General features: G+C 39.2%; 10 protein-coding genes. 3 read left to right on the forward strand and 7 right to left on the reverse strand.

Annotated features, from left to right (window positions below; all coding sequences use genetic code 11):
• Window positions 1–18: 18 nt before the first annotated feature.
• Window positions 19–1,422, reverse strand: a complete 1,404-nt coding sequence (locus NMK36_RS00695; protein ID WP_072718931.1) for an adenylate/guanylate cyclase domain-containing protein — start codon at window positions 1,420–1,422, stop codon at window positions 19–21.
• 374 nt (window positions 1,423–1,796) lie between these two features.
• Between NMK36_RS00695 and NMK36_RS00700 the strand changes: the two genes are divergently transcribed.
• The gene (locus tag NMK36_RS00700) at window positions 1,797–3,086 is read left to right on the forward strand and encodes a pentapeptide repeat-containing protein (protein ID WP_083579975.1); all 1,290 of its coding nucleotides are present in this window, start codon (window positions 1,797–1,799) and stop codon (window positions 3,084–3,086) included.
• A gap of 35 nt (window positions 3,087–3,121) precedes the next feature.
• On the opposite strand, the gene NMK36_RS00705 is transcribed toward NMK36_RS00700, so the two are convergent.
• Entirely contained in the window at window positions 3,122–4,948 is a 1,827-nt protein-coding gene (locus NMK36_RS00705; protein ID WP_072718933.1) for a patatin-like phospholipase family protein, read from the reverse strand.
• A gap of 202 nt (window positions 4,949–5,150) precedes the next feature.
• Here NMK36_RS00705 and NMK36_RS00710 point away from each other — a divergent pair, with 202 nt between their 5' ends.
• Entirely contained in the window at window positions 5,151–7,397 is a 2,247-nt protein-coding gene (locus tag NMK36_RS00710; protein ID WP_254172769.1) for a type IIL restriction-modification enzyme MmeI, read from the forward strand.
• Window positions 7,398–7,488: 91 nt separating this feature from the next.
• On the opposite strand, the gene NMK36_RS00715 is transcribed toward NMK36_RS00710, so the two are convergent.
• Both NMK36_RS00715 and NMK36_RS00720 read right to left on the reverse strand, forming a co-directional pair.
• Complete coding sequence (locus NMK36_RS00715; protein ID WP_254172770.1) at window positions 7,489–9,981, reverse strand: tetratricopeptide repeat protein; 2,493 nt, start codon at window positions 9,979–9,981, stop codon at window positions 7,489–7,491.
• A 118-nt stretch (window positions 9,982–10,099) separates the two neighbouring features.
• Window positions 10,100–10,285 carry a hypothetical protein gene (locus tag NMK36_RS00720; RefSeq protein ID WP_254172771.1) on the reverse strand — a complete coding sequence of 62 codons (186 nt, stop codon included), beginning with the start codon at window positions 10,283–10,285 and terminating at the stop codon, window positions 10,100–10,102.
• 63 nt (window positions 10,286–10,348) lie between these two features.
• Between NMK36_RS00720 and NMK36_RS00725 the strand changes: the two genes are divergently transcribed.
• Window positions 10,349–11,269, forward strand: a complete 921-nt coding sequence (locus tag NMK36_RS00725) for a transposase (RefSeq protein WP_254172698.1) — start codon at window positions 10,349–10,351, stop codon at window positions 11,267–11,269.
• A 99-nt stretch (window positions 11,270–11,368) separates the two neighbouring features.
• On the opposite strand, the gene NMK36_RS00730 is transcribed toward NMK36_RS00725, so the two are convergent.
• The 3 genes from NMK36_RS00730 to rimO form a co-directional block, all read right to left on the reverse strand.
• Window positions 11,369–12,043 (reverse strand): tryptophan-rich sensory protein, encoded by a 675-nt coding sequence (locus NMK36_RS00730; RefSeq protein WP_254172772.1) that lies wholly within the window; start codon window positions 12,041–12,043, stop codon window positions 11,369–11,371.
• 215 nt (window positions 12,044–12,258) lie between these two features.
• Window positions 12,259–13,662: a DEAD/DEAH box helicase gene (locus NMK36_RS00735; protein WP_072718935.1), complete on the reverse strand. Its 1,404-nt coding sequence runs from the start codon at window positions 13,660–13,662 to the stop codon at window positions 12,259–12,261.
• Between the two features lie 361 nt (window positions 13,663–14,023).
• On the reverse strand, window positions 14,024–15,340 hold the full coding sequence (gene rimO, locus NMK36_RS00740; RefSeq protein ID WP_254172773.1) for a 30S ribosomal protein S12 methylthiotransferase RimO: 1,317 nt from the start codon (window positions 15,338–15,340) through the stop codon (window positions 14,024–14,026).
• Between the last annotated feature and the right edge of the window lie 178 nt (window positions 15,341–15,518).

The following is a 15,518-nucleotide window of genomic DNA, read 5'->3' on the forward strand; positions in this document are numbered from 1 at the left end:
TCGTCGATAAAGCAGGGTTTATTTTTTCCCTATTAACCAATAGGTTCGCATTTCGCCTTTCCCTTTAATTAAAATTATCCCCCGTTCTTCAAATAAATAGTTTTCTTGAAGTTTTTGATAGGTGGTTTGACTGACTTGAATTTGTCCTGATAAACCATGAGATTCCATCCGAGAGGCAATATTAACGGCATCTCCCCATAAATCATAACTAAATTTTTTTAATCCAATCACTCCAGCAACAACTGGCCCTGTATTAATCCCAATTCTAAGGTTTAATAATTGATTATCTTGTTGGCGAAATTGTTGAATAATAGATTGCATTTCTAACGCCATTTCTGCGATCGCTTCTGCATGATCCAATCGAGGCATGGGAATACCACCCACCACCATATAAGCATCACCAATGGTTTTAATTTTTTCTAACTGATATTTATCTGCCAAACGATCAAATTCAGAAAAAATTTCGTTCAAAAACGTTACAATTTGTGTAGGAGAACGACGAGAAGCCATTCCTGTAAAATCCGTTAGGTCTGCAAATAAAATCGTCGTTTCTTCAAATCGATCAGCAATACAACCTTGCTCTTTTTTGAGCTTTTCAGCAATGGCAAAGGGTAAAATATTCAGTAATAATTGCTCAGATTTATCTTTTTCTAACCGCAGAGCCATTTCTGCTTGATTCCGTTCTAGGGTGGCTTGATAAATTTGGTTAAACATCGTTTTAAAGGTAGCAATGACATCACCGAGTTCATCATTTCTTTGAATTAATTGGGAATAAAATTTAGGTGCAGGTTTGTTATTAACAATAGCTTTTCCCGCTTCCATTAAATCTAATCGTAGTTTCAAAATTGGGACAATAACCGTTTTCCCTAAAACAAATAAAGTTGTTGAGGTGACAAAAATAGCAATAATTAAAACCAACCCAGCAATTCTTAAAATATAAGCGTAAATATCAGCATTGATGCTGGAAGCGTCATGACGAATAATCACAAGGTATTTATTTTTGATCAGAAGTGTATTACAAGCAACATCATAGCGATCGCCTTGTTCTTGACGCAAATATAATGTTTCACCTTTCACCGCCTGTGCAAAGCTTAGAAGGGGGGGTTCACCAAATTCACCGATTAATTCTCCGGTATTTCGATAAACAGCACCGCCTAAAATCTCAGGATTCAAATAATGTAAATGACTTAATTGTTGTAGAAGTTCAGCATCGGATTGATAAGGATAGGTTTCAATCATCCAGGCAATTTTACCCGCCGACATTGTAGGTAAGCGTTTCAACAATTCCTGCTGACGTTGATACACTGAAGGAATTAGAATTAAAATCTCGACAAACACCAAACTCAAAAATACCCAAAGTGTGATGGTTGCAGAAAGTCGAGCATTTAGAAGTTTAAAAAATAATTTAAGTTGTTCACGCATAAATTGATGGCTCCTCTAAATATCTGTTTTTTTACAGGTAGATTGATAACTTTCGAGCTAATTCATTTTCGGGGCTCTCTTTTAAACGAATTATTAACCATAATTTTAGTTAACTTTATTGGCAATTTAAGGTACAATTAATCTATCAATGCAAAATTGTCTAATTTGTACCCTCTGGAGTTGAATATTAACTATCCACAAAACTCACATTCCCAAAGAATGATCCAATGTTAAGACAGATTTAGTTAAAATCAGGATAATTTAACTTGAAATTATTTGTCAGCTATCGGGTTTTTAACTGTTGAGAGTTGACCGTTAACAGATAACAGACACCAGACACTAGACAACAAAATCAATATAACTAAGGTTAATCAATGACAATGGATCCCAATTCATCCTCGTCTCATTCCCAAGAAGTTCAGGAGAACCCTGAAAGCCTTAATGGTGGGGTACTTCAGCCACACGATTCCCCCCATCTACCCCCCCCCATGGAGGAAATACAACTGAATTCTGGGGAATCTTGGGAGATCGAGACCCAAAACCCAATTTTGGAGGATCATCCCAGTTCTGTATCGGGTTCAATCGTCGTGCTATCAGCGATGGCTTTGATGATTTTAGGGCTAGGAATCGATAATATTACCCTAGGATATGTCAGTGCTTTGGCAACATTGGTAGTTTCCCTGCGCTTGATCTGGTCAGGTTGGGGTAAAGTTTGGACAACTTTAATTCCAGCAAGCTGGCGTAGTTTAATTATTGCTTGTTTTGGGATTTTAGGCTCTTTAATTGGGTTAGTTATTTTTAGTAATGCTAACACCGCAAATGAAGTCAGTAATATTACGATTAATTGGGATGCAATTGGCGCTTTAGGGGATTTAGGAGGAGCATTAGGTCAAATTTTAATTGCGATTCTTGCCGTTTATGTAGCTTGGCGACAGTATATTATTTCCAGAGATTTAACGATTCAACAAAACCGAATTACTCAACAACAAACGATTGATGCTTATTTTCAGGGAGTCTCAGATTTAGCATTAGGAGAACAAGGATTATTAGAAGATTGGCCCCAAGAACGAGTAATTGCAGAAGGACGAACATCGGCGATTATTAAAAGTGTTGATGCGGAAGGAAAAGCCAAAATTCTGAGGTTTTTATCCCAAGCTAAATTAATTACTCCATTACAACGCGATCGCCATTTAGGACGTCCAATGTTAGATGGAAATGGCAATTATGCAGAAGATCGAGATCATGGGGTACGAGTGATTGATTTAGGGGCGATGTTAGCGGGTGCAGATTTATCTCAAACTGACCTCCGACGCACGGATCTCAGTGATGCGAATTTAGTCAAAGCTAATTTACAGGGATGTGATTTAGTTCGCGCTAATTTAGCCAGATCGATTCTCTATGAAGCCAATTTATCTTATACAAATTTGCGTGCTATCAGACTGTTTTATGGTTCGCCAGAAACAGCTTCTCCTCGCAGTAAAACCTTAATTCCTAATTTTAATACCGGAGAACATACAGGGGCTGTTGTGGAAAATGCTGACTTTACTGGGATTGAAAATCTATCAGAAGAAAATCGCTATTATTGCTGTGCATGGTGCGGTTCTAAATCTCGAAAAACCATCCCCGGAGGTTGCGAAGGAATTCCAAATAAATTAGATCGATAAGTTTTGGGGGTGTCGGGTATTTTCGGGAATCTTTCTTATTTTTTAATCATTTTTGCTAAAAAAACTTCAATAACTTCAGTCAACATTAAAGCCAAGGTTAATAGAAGTTCAATGATTAAAAATAAGGGAAGGAAAATGACTTGAACGATCCAGAGTATAACTTTCTTGCTTTGTTTCATTTGAGTTTGGGCGGTCATCATTCGCAGCGCTCGAACTAAAATTCGGATTAAGCGAATTCTATAGCTAATCTTGAGATCTTTAAACTTAGGATTATCAAATTGAACTTGACCCGAATTAAACAGTTGATTTAATGTTAAAATAGAGTCTTGGGTATCAATTTTTGAAAAGTTTAAATGGAGCCAAGTTAAACCACACAGTCGCCCTAAAATAAAATCCTGTTCTCGATATTTTTTATCAAAAAAACCGCCAAAAGCGTTGAGAAAATCCGATGCTAATAGTTCATCTGCATCCTTGGGTTCTTCTACAATCGGAGTTTTAAACAAAGAACGAAATTTTTGATAAAGGGCTTCCAGTTGCGTTCGAGCTTCTATATCCTCAATCAAACTAATTTGATTTAAAATTAAAGGTGTAATAGGTGAGAGTTGAATATGATGATAGGGGATAGCTTTTTCTAGGTCAGCTTTAATTTGAGAAAGTGTGTCTTCCGGTGAATGTTCTGATAACGTTTCTAAACTCGATAATATCTTTTCTTTATAATCCACTTGTTCATTAATTTGAACAATTTGTTTTAACTGCATCGCATCCTGTTGAATGGAGGGAATTTTCAATCCTTTAAACAACAAATCCAAAAGATTAAACTGATTCTTCTTCAAACTAGGTTTACTATCTAAATTTTCTAAAGAATAGGGAGAAACATAAACATACAATCGATCATCTCGCTCTGTTTTAACTTTGCGGTTAAATTCATGACTAAACTTAAGAAAATCTCGACCTTCTTCTTGAAGGAAAGACTCTGAATTCGGCAAAGAACTTAATCGAATATTCGCTTCTAAATCAATGGCTTTTAAAATCGGTAAATTATCTAAAATTCCCCCATCAGTATACCAAAATTTCAGATTTTCCTGGGGACAAAACATCGGTAAAGTCGGATCTAACTGTTGTTCACCAGATTTAGAACAAATTGTAAAATAAGCTGGACTTAAATTTTTTAAGTTATAACTTTTAATATTTGATCGATCTTCAACGGGAGGAAAAGCCAGAGGAAAAGCCCCAGAAATTAAACTACTATCAACAACTTTATTCCAGATTTTTTGTAAGCGATCGCCTTGACGATTTAACTCAGAATGAAACAAAAAGCGACGAGTTTCTGCATGATTAATAGCGGGAATTCCTGAATAATTCCGACATTTATTTTCATAGGTGACTAATAAACCTTGTAAGTTCGTAACCGTCATCACTAAAGCCAACGGTTGATGAATCTTAAGTTGGTCTGTATTTTGAGTAATTAAATTGGCAATATTTTTAATTCCTTTTTGAGATAATAAACTTTCATTCTCACTTTTAAATACATTCTTTAAAGCTTGACGGTAATCTTCAATGGCGAAAACCGTATCAATATCTTTCATATCCGCCCGTTCAACCCACGCTTGGGCTAATAAATTCTGAGCTTCATAGTCACTATCTAAAATCTCTCGATTTAATAAATAATAAGCCGTAATTGCTCCTGTCATCGCTCCCGCAGAAGCACCTGTGATCAAATCAATTAACAACGGAGCATTGTCTTTTCTGGCTTGTCTTACTAATTCAAAACATACCCCCGCCATATAAGCTCCGAGTGCAATTCCACCTGATAAATTCAGGGAAATAGGAACAGGGTTAGGAGAGGAATTTGTTAAAACCATAACAACTAATTGAGGATCACCAATATAAGAAAAGCACCCTTAAATACTCTAATAGAAAAACTCCAAAAAGTCAAGGATTATCGAAAAAAAAGAAAAAGTATCTCCTAGGGTTAGCACTATTAATAATTAATGAAATCAGGTCGGCTTTTGAGCATGAGGATATATAATGTTAAAGGCGATGTCTGATACTTATACTGTTATAATGACAAATACACTAACTAATATTAACACCTTTATTGACTACGCCCGAACTTTGAAAGGTGACGAAAAAGGGGAGGCACAAGTATTTTGCGATCGCCTGTTTCAAGCCTTCGGTCATCAAGGCTATAAAGAAGCAGGAGCCGAACTAGAATATCGGGTGAAAGCTAAAGGGAAAACGACAAAATTTGCTGATTTATTGTGGCTACCTCGATTATTATTAGAAATGAAAAAACGGGGTGAAAAACTAGAAAAACACTATCAGCAAGCTTTTGAATATTGGTTGGAATTAGTGCCACAACGTCCTCAATATGTAGTGCTTTGTAATTTTGATGAATTTTGGATTTATGATTTTGATCTTCAGCTTAGGGAACCTGTAGATCGGGTGAGTTTGGAAGAATTACCTGCTCGTTTTACGGCTTTTAACTTTCTGTTTCGTGAAAATAAAAAGCCTTTATTTAATAATAATAAAATTGATGTAACTCGAAATGCTGCTAATAAAGTAGCTCAAGTTTTCAATCGTTTAGTAGAGCGAGGGGAAACCGTAGAAACCGCTCAACGGTTTATTCTTCAGTGTGTAGTGGCTTTGTTTGCAGAAGATATTGATTTACTCCCCAGAGGTTTATTCACTGAATTTTTAACAAATTGCCAGACAAATAAATTTAGTTCTTATGATTTGATTGGGGGTTTATTTCGACAGATGGGAAGTAATCGCCCTGCTCCTCAAGACAGTTACTATCACAATGTACCTTATTTTAATGGGGGAATTTTCTCAACTAAAGTAACCTTAATGTTGGCTAAAAAATTAGCCCTGGATGAAGAAAATAATTTGCTAAATGTGGTACAGATGAACTTAGCATTAGACTTAGATCAGGCATTACCTCTTGATAATTTAGATCAAAATATTCGCTGTGATGATGCTTTATTTTGTGATTGGGAACCTGTTAATGTAGTCGTTGGTAATCCTCCATTTTTGGGCGGTAAGCATATTCGTTTAGTTTTAGGTGATGAATATGTTGATCGCATTTTTGCCAAATTTCCTGATGTTAAAGATGTGGATTTTTGTACTTACTGGTTTCGTCTTACCCATAATCATTTGGGGGAAAATTGCCGTGCTGGTTTAGTAGCAACTAATTCTATTTCTCAGGGGAAAAGCCGTAAAGTTTCCTTAGATTATATTACTCAAAATGGGGGCTGTATTTATGATGTTATTTCTACACAACCTTGGTCTGGTGAAGCTAAAGTACATATCAGTATTATTAATTGGCTGAAAACTTCTGACAATCAAGAATTAACTTACCGGATAGATCATAAAATTGTCTCAAACATTAATTCTGCTTTGAAAGCCGAGGTTGATGTTTCTCAAGCCGTGCGACTGAAGGCAAATCTTAACTTGTGTTTTCAAGGTGTGATTCCTAACGGTAAGGGATTTATTGTAACAGAAAAAGAAGTACAACAATGGATTAAAACCGATCCCACAAATCAAAAAGTTCTCAAACTCTTTTCGATGGGTGCAAACTTAGCACAAAATCCTCACGGTAAACCTGATCGATGGATTATTGATTTTGATGATATGAGTTTAGAAGACGCTAGTGAATACAAACTTCCTTTCAACCATGTTAAAACCAATGTAAAACCAGAGCGAGATACTAATAGAGACAGTAGGGCTAAACAACTTTGGTGGACTTTTCACAGAACTCGTGGCGAAATGCGAAAAGCTCTAGCAATTTTACCTTATTGTTTCGCAGTTCCTAGAGTATCGAAATGGGCAATTTTTATTCCATTTCCATCAAATTGGTTAGCCGGTGATAAATCAGTTGTTGTGGCTTCTGATGATTTTTATGTTCTTGGTATCCTAACTTCTAACGCTCATCGCATCTGGATGCACGCACAAAAATCCACACTTAAAGCAGATATTGCCTACACTCACAATACCTGTTTTGAAACCTTTCCTTTTCCTCAAAATTGCCCCGAAAAAACTAAAACTGAAATCCGAGTAGCAATGCAGGCTATCCATGATTACCGCACGGAACAAATGGAGCGCAAACAGTGGGGAATTACCCAACTCTATAACCAGTTTTTTAATGAATCTGCTAGTCAACTTGCTAAACTCCACGCTCAATTAGATCAACTTGTTTGTAAAGCCTACGGTATCAAAGCCAACGATGATCCCTTAAAGTTTCTATTAGAATTAAATTTAGAAGTCGCAAATCGGGAATCTCAAGGTTTATCTGTTGTCGCTCCAGCTTGACCACCTATTGTTAAATAAGGTGTTTGGCAATACTAAACCTTGTAACAAGGGTCATAACTTACTGTTCCCTGTTCCCTGTTCCCTGTTCCCTTCAAGATTGAAGTTTAGCTTTCGGACGCAAAAACTTCACAATCCCATATAAATCCGGGTCGGTTTTAGCTTCTTCTCGATACCGGGGATTAAAATCAATCGCCTGTTCTAAATGTTCAACGGCTAATTCCGTTTGACGTTGTTGAGCATAACTAATGGCTTTATTATAGTAAGCATCGGCATAATCAGGCTTTAATTCTAAGGCTCGATCTAAACTTTCTAACGCTTCTTTCCCCCGTTTTAACTTAATTAAAACATACCCTCGATAATTCCAGGCTTTAGAATTATCAGGATCAAATTCAATCGCTTGATCAAAAGATGTCACCGCATCAGCATAGCGTTCAATGGCTTGTAACGCCATCCCCCGATTTAACCACGCCACCCCATCTTCGGGTTTAGTTTTCACCGCTTGATCAAAAGCTTCAAAGGCTTCTTGATGTTTTTGTAATTTACCATAAGTTACCCCTAAATCCACCCAAGCTTGATGATAATCGGGTTTAATTTCTAAGGCTTTTTTATAGGATGTGATCGCTTCATTTTGCCGTTTTAATCGACTTAAAGCCATACCTCGATTTAGCCAAGCTCGATAATCAGTAGGTTGCAATTCTACGACTTGATGAAACGCGCCTAAAGCTTCTTCATAACGTCCTTCTGCAAATAAAACATTTCCCTGCTGAACAAAATCTTCAACATTTAAAAACAACTCTGGTTTGTTGGATTTTAACCGATCTAATTGCTCCGTAATCGTTTCAATTTTTTGCATCATTTCTGATACCGCCGATTCGACTAAATTCGTCGGAGAAATTGCGGCTAATTCCTTGAGAATTTCATCTTTTCTTGTTAAGGCTTCCGACTGCATGGCGACTAATTCTTGGTAAATTCCCGCTTTTTGAGTATTAGCATCCGCTTGAACTTCTGTTAACTGTTCGGTTAACATCGTGTCAAATTTATCTAATTTCTTAAAGGTAGAATCCTTGCGGGTTTGCAAATCTTCTCTTAACTGTTCAATCACCCCATTCACATCTTGATCAAACTTCTCTAACCGTTGGACAATACGTTCTTTTTGGGTTTTCCATCCTGTCTGACTATCGGCAATAATCGCAGCATAATCTGCTTCTAATTGTTGTAATCGTTGTAACTTTTCATCTACTTGGCTTTGGACTTGTTGTTGATAGGTGGCGAGTTGAGTTTCCGCTTGTTGTTCTAACTGTTGAATGCGTTGGAGTTTCTGCTCCATTTGTCCCTGAATTTTTCCTTGAGAATCAGAGAGTTTCGTAACGGCATCATTGCCAAATTTCTCTAAATTTCTCAAAGCTAAATCAATTTGTTCCTGAGCTTTTTGTTCAGATTTAATCCGAACTTCTTCTAATTGGGGTGCGAAATCCGTTTCATATCGTTCTAAACGAGCAAATACCCGATCTTTTTGGGTTTCGGCTTGTTTTTGCAGTTGGGATAACTCTTGAACTAATTCGGCTTCAATTTGTTGTAAATTCTTGCCAACGGTATTTTTTTGTCCTTGAACATCCGTTTGCCAACTCGATACCGTCTTTTTAAAGTCTGCACTAACTTGTTCTAAGGTTTGGAATAAGCGATCGCGTTGGTTTTGAACTTGATGTTGTAACTCCGATAATTGTGTGGTTAAAGCCGCTTCTGATTGTTTAAAATGCTCTAAAACTGTATTCTGTTGTTGATCCGCATCTTTTTGTAATCCTGCCAAATGATTACCGTAATTTGTTCCCAGTTTATCTAAATTTTGTAAGATTACATCCTGTTGATTACTGGCTCGATTTTGTAACTCTGCTAATTGTTTAGAAAATTCAATTTCTAAGCGATGAATTTCCTGTTCCGCTTCTTGCGCTTCCTGTTGAAACTCTTGGATCGCTTGTTGACGAACCTGGGTTAATTCTGTTAACCATTCCCCGATCTGACTGCGATGGTCTCCTAATTCATTCTGGAAATTATCAGCTTCTAAATGTAGATCTTGAGCAATTCGATCCGTTTCCTGAATCACCGCTTGCATTTGTCGATTTGCGGCTGCTATTTTTCCTTCTAAATCCCCTAATTCATTGAGATGATTTTTAACAATAATGGTGACTTCTCGGACAACAGACCGTCGCAATAACCATAACCCCACCAACGTTGCTGCTAATAATACCCCTAACAGCGCTAATAACAAATTAAACAGCGTCATAGTCTGTTTAAAGGCTCGTTGAGCTTCTGCTTGAACCTGTTCTTGTAAACGTTGCTGTTCTCGCAGTTGTTCGAGTTCCTTGCGATCCTTGGGGGACAGGGTTTCGGTCGGAGTTGTGGGTTTCGGTTCTGGAGACTTTGGCGGTTTAGACTGAGCAACGCTAACTCCCGCCGACAGTAATACTAAAGTCAGGATAACGCTGCTGCGAGATACCCACGCCAAAAAATCAAGACGCTTATCAGAGATAGCCTCAGCATCAAACCGTTGATACTGTTGCGTGAATAGCTTTGTCTGTTTAACCAAGTCCGAGTTCTCCAACCCATCTTTTATAGTTTGACACATTTCGGGTTTGGGTTGATGCAAAATCAGTTATCAGTTATCAGTGTAAGAGTGAAGTGCTAATCAACTGTCCACTTCATGACTAATTACTAATTACTGATTTCCGATGACGCAGAAGGGTTAAACTTAATCCAAATAATCCTAATGATAAGGATACGGCGATGGCTGTGACTAAAATCATGGGTTGCGTCGCTTGGCGAACTGCGATCGCACAAAGTGCCCACATAATTACAAAGGGATAAGCTATTTCATCCCGTTCAATAGACATCTCCAAAATAGAAAAAAGGAGGGGTAAAAAGATGATAAAATTAAATTTTACCCCGGATTAGAGATGAGTAAATTAAGAGACTATCTGGACAAGAATCCCCAGCAAGCAAAAAGGCTATTAGGGATGGAATATGAACAGATGATAGAACTCATTCAAGCTGCGGAGTTATTAGAAGAAGAAAAACGACAGGAAAAAGAAAAAACTAAAATCAGGTTGATTAAAGCAGGTGGGGGTCGTCGGCAGAAATTATCTGTGGAGGAACAAATCTTACTGACTCTAATTTATCTGCATCAAATGCCCACATTTCAAATGTTAGGGTTACAGTTTGAAGTCAGTGAATCAACAGCGAATGATATTTTCCATAACTGGATAAAAATCTTGAGAGAATTACTACCAGCGAGTTTGCTAGAGCAAGTAAAAAAAAACGAGAGTGATTGGGAGTGGGTAGAAAAAATTCTGGTGGAATTTGAGTTAGTAGTAGATAGCTATGAACAGCCCAGGGAAAGACCAACAGACAATGAAGAGCAGAAAAAATATTACTCAGGAAAGAAAAAGACACATACCTTTAAAAATCAAGTCATTGTCATGCCAAATGGAAAAGAAATAGTGGATGTAGCTGTGGGTTATACCGGAGCAACAAGTGATCTGAAATTGTGGAGAGAAAGAAGCCAGGAATTGGGGAATAATCAAAAATACAGAGGGGATAAAGCTTATGTAGGAGAAACAGCAATTAATACACCACATAAGAAACCGAGGAATCAAGAGATATCGGCTGAAAAGCAAGAAGAAAATCGATTAAAAGCTAAACAAAGGATTGTAGTCGAACATTTAATAAGACTGATAAAAATTTATCGAGTTGCTTCAGAAAGATTTCGGTTAAAGAGGCAAAATTATGAAGCAATAATCTTGACAGTATGTGGATTAATAAGATGGCGAATAGGAGCGATTGTATTACCATCTAAGAATTGCCCAGAATTCTTTTGAGAAATGATTGCATATCAGAGATAAAATTCATTAGTTATTATTAATGTGACTGAAAAAGCCTATGAATCCGTTACTTTTGGAGAAGCCGGCACAGGAGTGCTAGAGATTCCAAAAGTAGCGATAGAGGGCATTTGGAGATTTTCGGAGATGTCTAATGATTAAAATAGCGGCTAATGTTCCCGCAATGACTAATAAAATTGCTGTCCAGAGTTCGGGTGAAATTCCTCCCCCTGTCCATTGCCAAGTTTCTAAAACTAAAGCGACATTAACAATCGTGGCAACAGTAATCCAACCGAAATAAATACTAATGGGAATATCGACACACCAGCGTTCCTTTTTGGCAACTCTAACTTTCCCAATATTTAACCGTAAATATCCCACAATTAAGGAATTTAAAATAGCCAACATTGCCCCTAGGGACAGAAAAAACATTTGATATTGAAATAAAAATACCCAGATAATCTGGGCAATACAAGCTAAAACAATGGAAAAACCCAATTTTTGTAATCGAGGATTTTCACGGTTTTGAGGTAATCCTTGATAACCCGCAAACGCAAATAATCCTACATAAATTAAACCCCAAATTGCAAAGGCATAATTAGCCGGAATAATTTTAACATTCCTAAAAATAGTATTAGAAATTTCTCCAATTGTTAACCCATTAAAAGGAGCTATATTCGCTAATACATTAATTCCGAATGCGGCTAAAATTGCTGTTATATTTGCCCATTGTCTGACCGAGTTAAAATTAGAGTCCTGAGAATTAGTCTGCATTGCTCTTGGAAAATATAGCAGGGAATAGGGAACAGGGAACAGGGAACAGGGAACAGCGATTGACTGTAAGCGGTGAGAGGGTTTGCTGGATTGAGGCCTGTCCTAACTGTCATGCGTAGCTTTATAGCAACGGCTCTAACAAAAAAAATTGAGAGACACGATAAATCGCGTCTCTGAATCTGCTTTAATCGACTTTGAGCCGTTAACGATGAATGTTATTCAACGCCTTGAGACACCGAGGGACGAGAAATCCGACGGTTTAATTTAGGTTTAGAAGTCACTAATTGAGCTTCTTCCTCCGGAGCATCAAAGTCAGAATCTAGCCAACTGGGACGAGTTTGATCGTAGGCCAGTTGTAAGGCGGCGGCGGCGATCGCATGAGGATCGTATTCCTCACCCAATTGCGCCACAATCGGCAAGAAAGATGCCACCCGTTCACCGGATAACGCTTCCCGCACCCGTCCTTGCAGACGTTCAATATAACGGGCTTCAATTTGCGAGCGCTTAGGAATGGATAACACCGTAAAGTTATGGCGCAAATGACGCTCGATTAACCGCAGTTTCCGGCGATCAATCGGTTGAATCAGCGTAATCGCAATCCCATCCCGTCCGGCGCGACCTGTCCGACCAATGCGGTGAACATAACTTTCCGCGTTATCGGGTAAATCGTAGTTAATGACGTGGGTAAGATGATCCACATCTAATCCTCGTGCTGCAATGTCGGTAGCCACAATCCACCGCACTTGACGACGGCGGAAGCGTTGCAGCAGTCGTTCCCGTTGGGCTTGGTTCAAGTTGCCATGATATTCATCCACACTATGACCCGCCGATTGCAGGAATGTGGTTAATTCCGCAGCGGCTTGTTTTGTGCGGACAAAAATAATCGCCGATTCTGGATCTTCTAATTCTAAAATCGGTTGCAACGCCCGGGCTTTTGACCAGCCACGCGGGGCCATATAAGCACGCTGTTCAATGCGTTTGGGAGTGGCTTTGGGATTTTCGGCTTTAATGGTGACTGGATTTTTCAGGAATTTCTTCACCAGTTTCCAAATCGAAGGCTCCATCGTCGCAGAGAAAAACGCCGTTTGACGTTCTTCCGCTACAGATTCAAGAATTTTTTCCACATCTTGAATAAAGCCCATGCTTAACATTTCATCGGCTTCATCCAACACTAACCACTTAATCCGGTTTAATTTTAGATCGCCGCGATTGAGTAAATCTAAAATCCGTCCCGGTGTCCCCACCACAATTTGAACGCCTTGTTGTAAGCGTTGAATTTGTCGCTCAATGGACTGACCGCCGTATACGGTTAACACATACAAGCTGCGATCATCGGTCATTTTCCGAATCGCTTCTTTAACTTGCATGGCCAACTCACGAGTTGGGGTCAGGATTAACGCTTGTACGCCTTTCGCACTTGTGTCTAGTTGCTCCAGAATGGGCAATGAGAAGGCGGCTGTTTTGCCCGTCCCGGTTTGAGCCAGTCCCACCACATCACGTCCAGACAATATATGGGGAATTGCTTCGACTTGAATGGCGGTTGGTTCAGTAAAGCCTATTGTTTCCAGATAACTCGCTCGTTCTTCGGAAATTCCTAAGCTTGCAAAAGATGGACTCATTAATTCTCCTGTCTATGTGTTTTAGCCCGGTTCCTTCCATTGCCCTATTCAATCGAGACACTTGTACTCTGATGCAGAGGTTTATTGGTTTTGCTATAACGCTTGACGTAGCTCTCTACAGAAGTCGAGTTACGTTGTCTCAGGGGCATCTTGGAACCTAATTACATTCCAAGGTCTTCAAAGTTCCTGAAGTCACTCTTAGTCACAACCTTTGGGGTTGTCTAGTCAATCAGACCCTTTAATAGACCATCTCTCTCTAGGATAACGCTTAATATTCAGAAACATTACAACAAATTTCTTAAAATTTGCCGCGTTTTCTTTAAATTGGCTGACGGTTGAGGGTTAACCCTCAATTGACAACCTATTCTAAGACGTACCCATAGAGATCATAAATATCGGCGTCGGTGATTTGGACTTTGATCAGTGAACCTAAACGAGCCTCGCCTTCAATATAGACTAACCCGTCTACTTCCGGGGCGAAACGGGATGAACGACCGATGAGTTCCCCGGTTTGCGGCTGTTGTTGTTCAATGAGAACATCCACCACCTGTCCGATAGATTTTTGATTTTGTTTCAAGGAAATGGGTTGCTGTACCTGCATTAAGGCATCCCGACGCGCATCCATAACCTCTTGTGGCAGTTGATTGGGTAACTGATAAGCCGGGGTTCCTTCTTCGGGAGAGAAGGTAAACACGCCCACGTGATCAAATTCGTGACGTTGCACAAATTCGCGGAGGTGTTCAAAGTGTTCCTCAGTTTCCCCTGGAAAGCCAACAATAAAGGTGGTACGCAGTACCGCATCTGGGATGGCGGTTTTCAGTTTTTCAATAATCTGATCGTTGACTCGTCCTTGCCAAGGACGGTTCATCGCCCGTAACACATCGGGGTGTGAATGTTGTAGCGGTAAATCTAAATAAGGTAAAACGTTCGGGGTGTCTTGAATTGCTGCAATTACGTTTGGGGTTAGCCCCGTTGGATAGGCATAGTGCATCCGTATCCAGGGAATATCAACTTTTCCTAATGCCCGTAATAATTCTGCCAGTTTGGGTTCACCGTAGAGATCCAGTCCGTAGTTGGTGGTAATTTGGGAAATGAGTATTATTTCCTGAACCCCTTGATCGGCTAATTGCTGGGCTTCAGTAACAATTGATTCTATAGTACGCGATCGCTGGTTTCCGCGCAAGTGGGGAATAATACAAAAGGCACAGCGATAGTCACAGCCTTCTGCGACTCGCAAATAGGCAACCCCCTCGCTAGTGGTACGATAACGAGGAACGGTTTCATCCGCAATATAGGTGGGTTCGGCCGAAATTTCTTTAACCCGTTCTCCCTGTTCGACCCGTTTGATCACATCGACAATTTTATGATAATCTCCAGTTCCCACAACAGCGACAGCTTCCGGGAGTTCGTCTAACAGTTGTTCTTGGAAGTGCTGCGCCATACAGCCTGTGATCACAATTTTTTTCTTGGCATCTGCTAATTCTACTAAGGTGCGAACGGATTCTTCCCGCGCGGCTTCAATAAAACTACAGGTATTGACAATAACGTAATCGGCTAATTCTTCGTTAGAATCGACTTGATAGCCTGCTTGTACCAGTAAACCGAGGATATGTTCGGAGTCAATGCGATTTTTTTCGCAACCAAGGTGAGAGATCGCAATCGTTGGCTGAGTTGCCATTCTAATAAAATTCTATCTAAAGATTACACAACCAGCCTTATATTATACTTGGTATTTGAGTATTCTGCTCAAACTGTGATTTTTATGACGGCTACTAATCGCTTTTCTACTGTGCTGTTGAGAGACGAGTGCTTTTCTACTCTACTTTTAAGAGGCGATCGCACTCTGTCGAACTCAC

Origin of the sequence: Planktothrix pseudagardhii (assembly GCF_904830925.1) — a bacterium.
Classification (GTDB): domain Bacteria; phylum Cyanobacteriota; class Cyanobacteriia; order Cyanobacteriales; family Microcoleaceae; genus Planktothrix; species Planktothrix tepida.

What these genes read in the sequence shown, in the direction of transcription:
- NMK36_RS00695 (WP_072718931.1), bottom strand. Translation starts at nt 1,422, where the DNA reads ATGCGTGAACAACTTAAATTATTTTTTAAACTTCTAAATGCTCGACTT.
- NMK36_RS00700 (WP_083579975.1), top strand. Translation starts at nt 1,797, where the DNA reads ATGACAATGGATCCCAATTCATCCTCGTCTCATTCCCAAGAAGTTCAG.
- NMK36_RS00705 (WP_072718933.1), bottom strand. Translation starts at nt 4,948, where the DNA reads ATGGTTTTAACAAATTCCTCTCCTAACCCTGTTCCTATTTCCCTGAAT.
- NMK36_RS00710 (WP_254172769.1), top strand. Translation starts at nt 5,151, where the DNA reads ATGACAAATACACTAACTAATATTAACACCTTTATTGACTACGCCCGA.
- NMK36_RS00720 (WP_254172771.1), bottom strand. Translation starts at nt 10,285, where the DNA reads ATGTCTATTGAACGGGATGAAATAGCTTATCCCTTTGTAATTATGTGG.
- NMK36_RS00725 (WP_254172698.1), top strand. Translation starts at nt 10,349, where the DNA reads ATGAGTAAATTAAGAGACTATCTGGACAAGAATCCCCAGCAAGCAAAA.
- NMK36_RS00730 (WP_254172772.1), bottom strand. Translation starts at nt 12,043, where the DNA reads ATGCAGACTAATTCTCAGGACTCTAATTTTAACTCGGTCAGACAATGG.
- NMK36_RS00735 (WP_072718935.1), bottom strand. Translation starts at nt 13,662, where the DNA reads ATGAGTCCATCTTTTGCAAGCTTAGGAATTTCCGAAGAACGAGCGAGT.
- rimO (WP_254172773.1), bottom strand. Translation starts at nt 15,340, where the DNA reads ATGGCAACTCAGCCAACGATTGCGATCTCTCACCTTGGTTGCGAAAAA.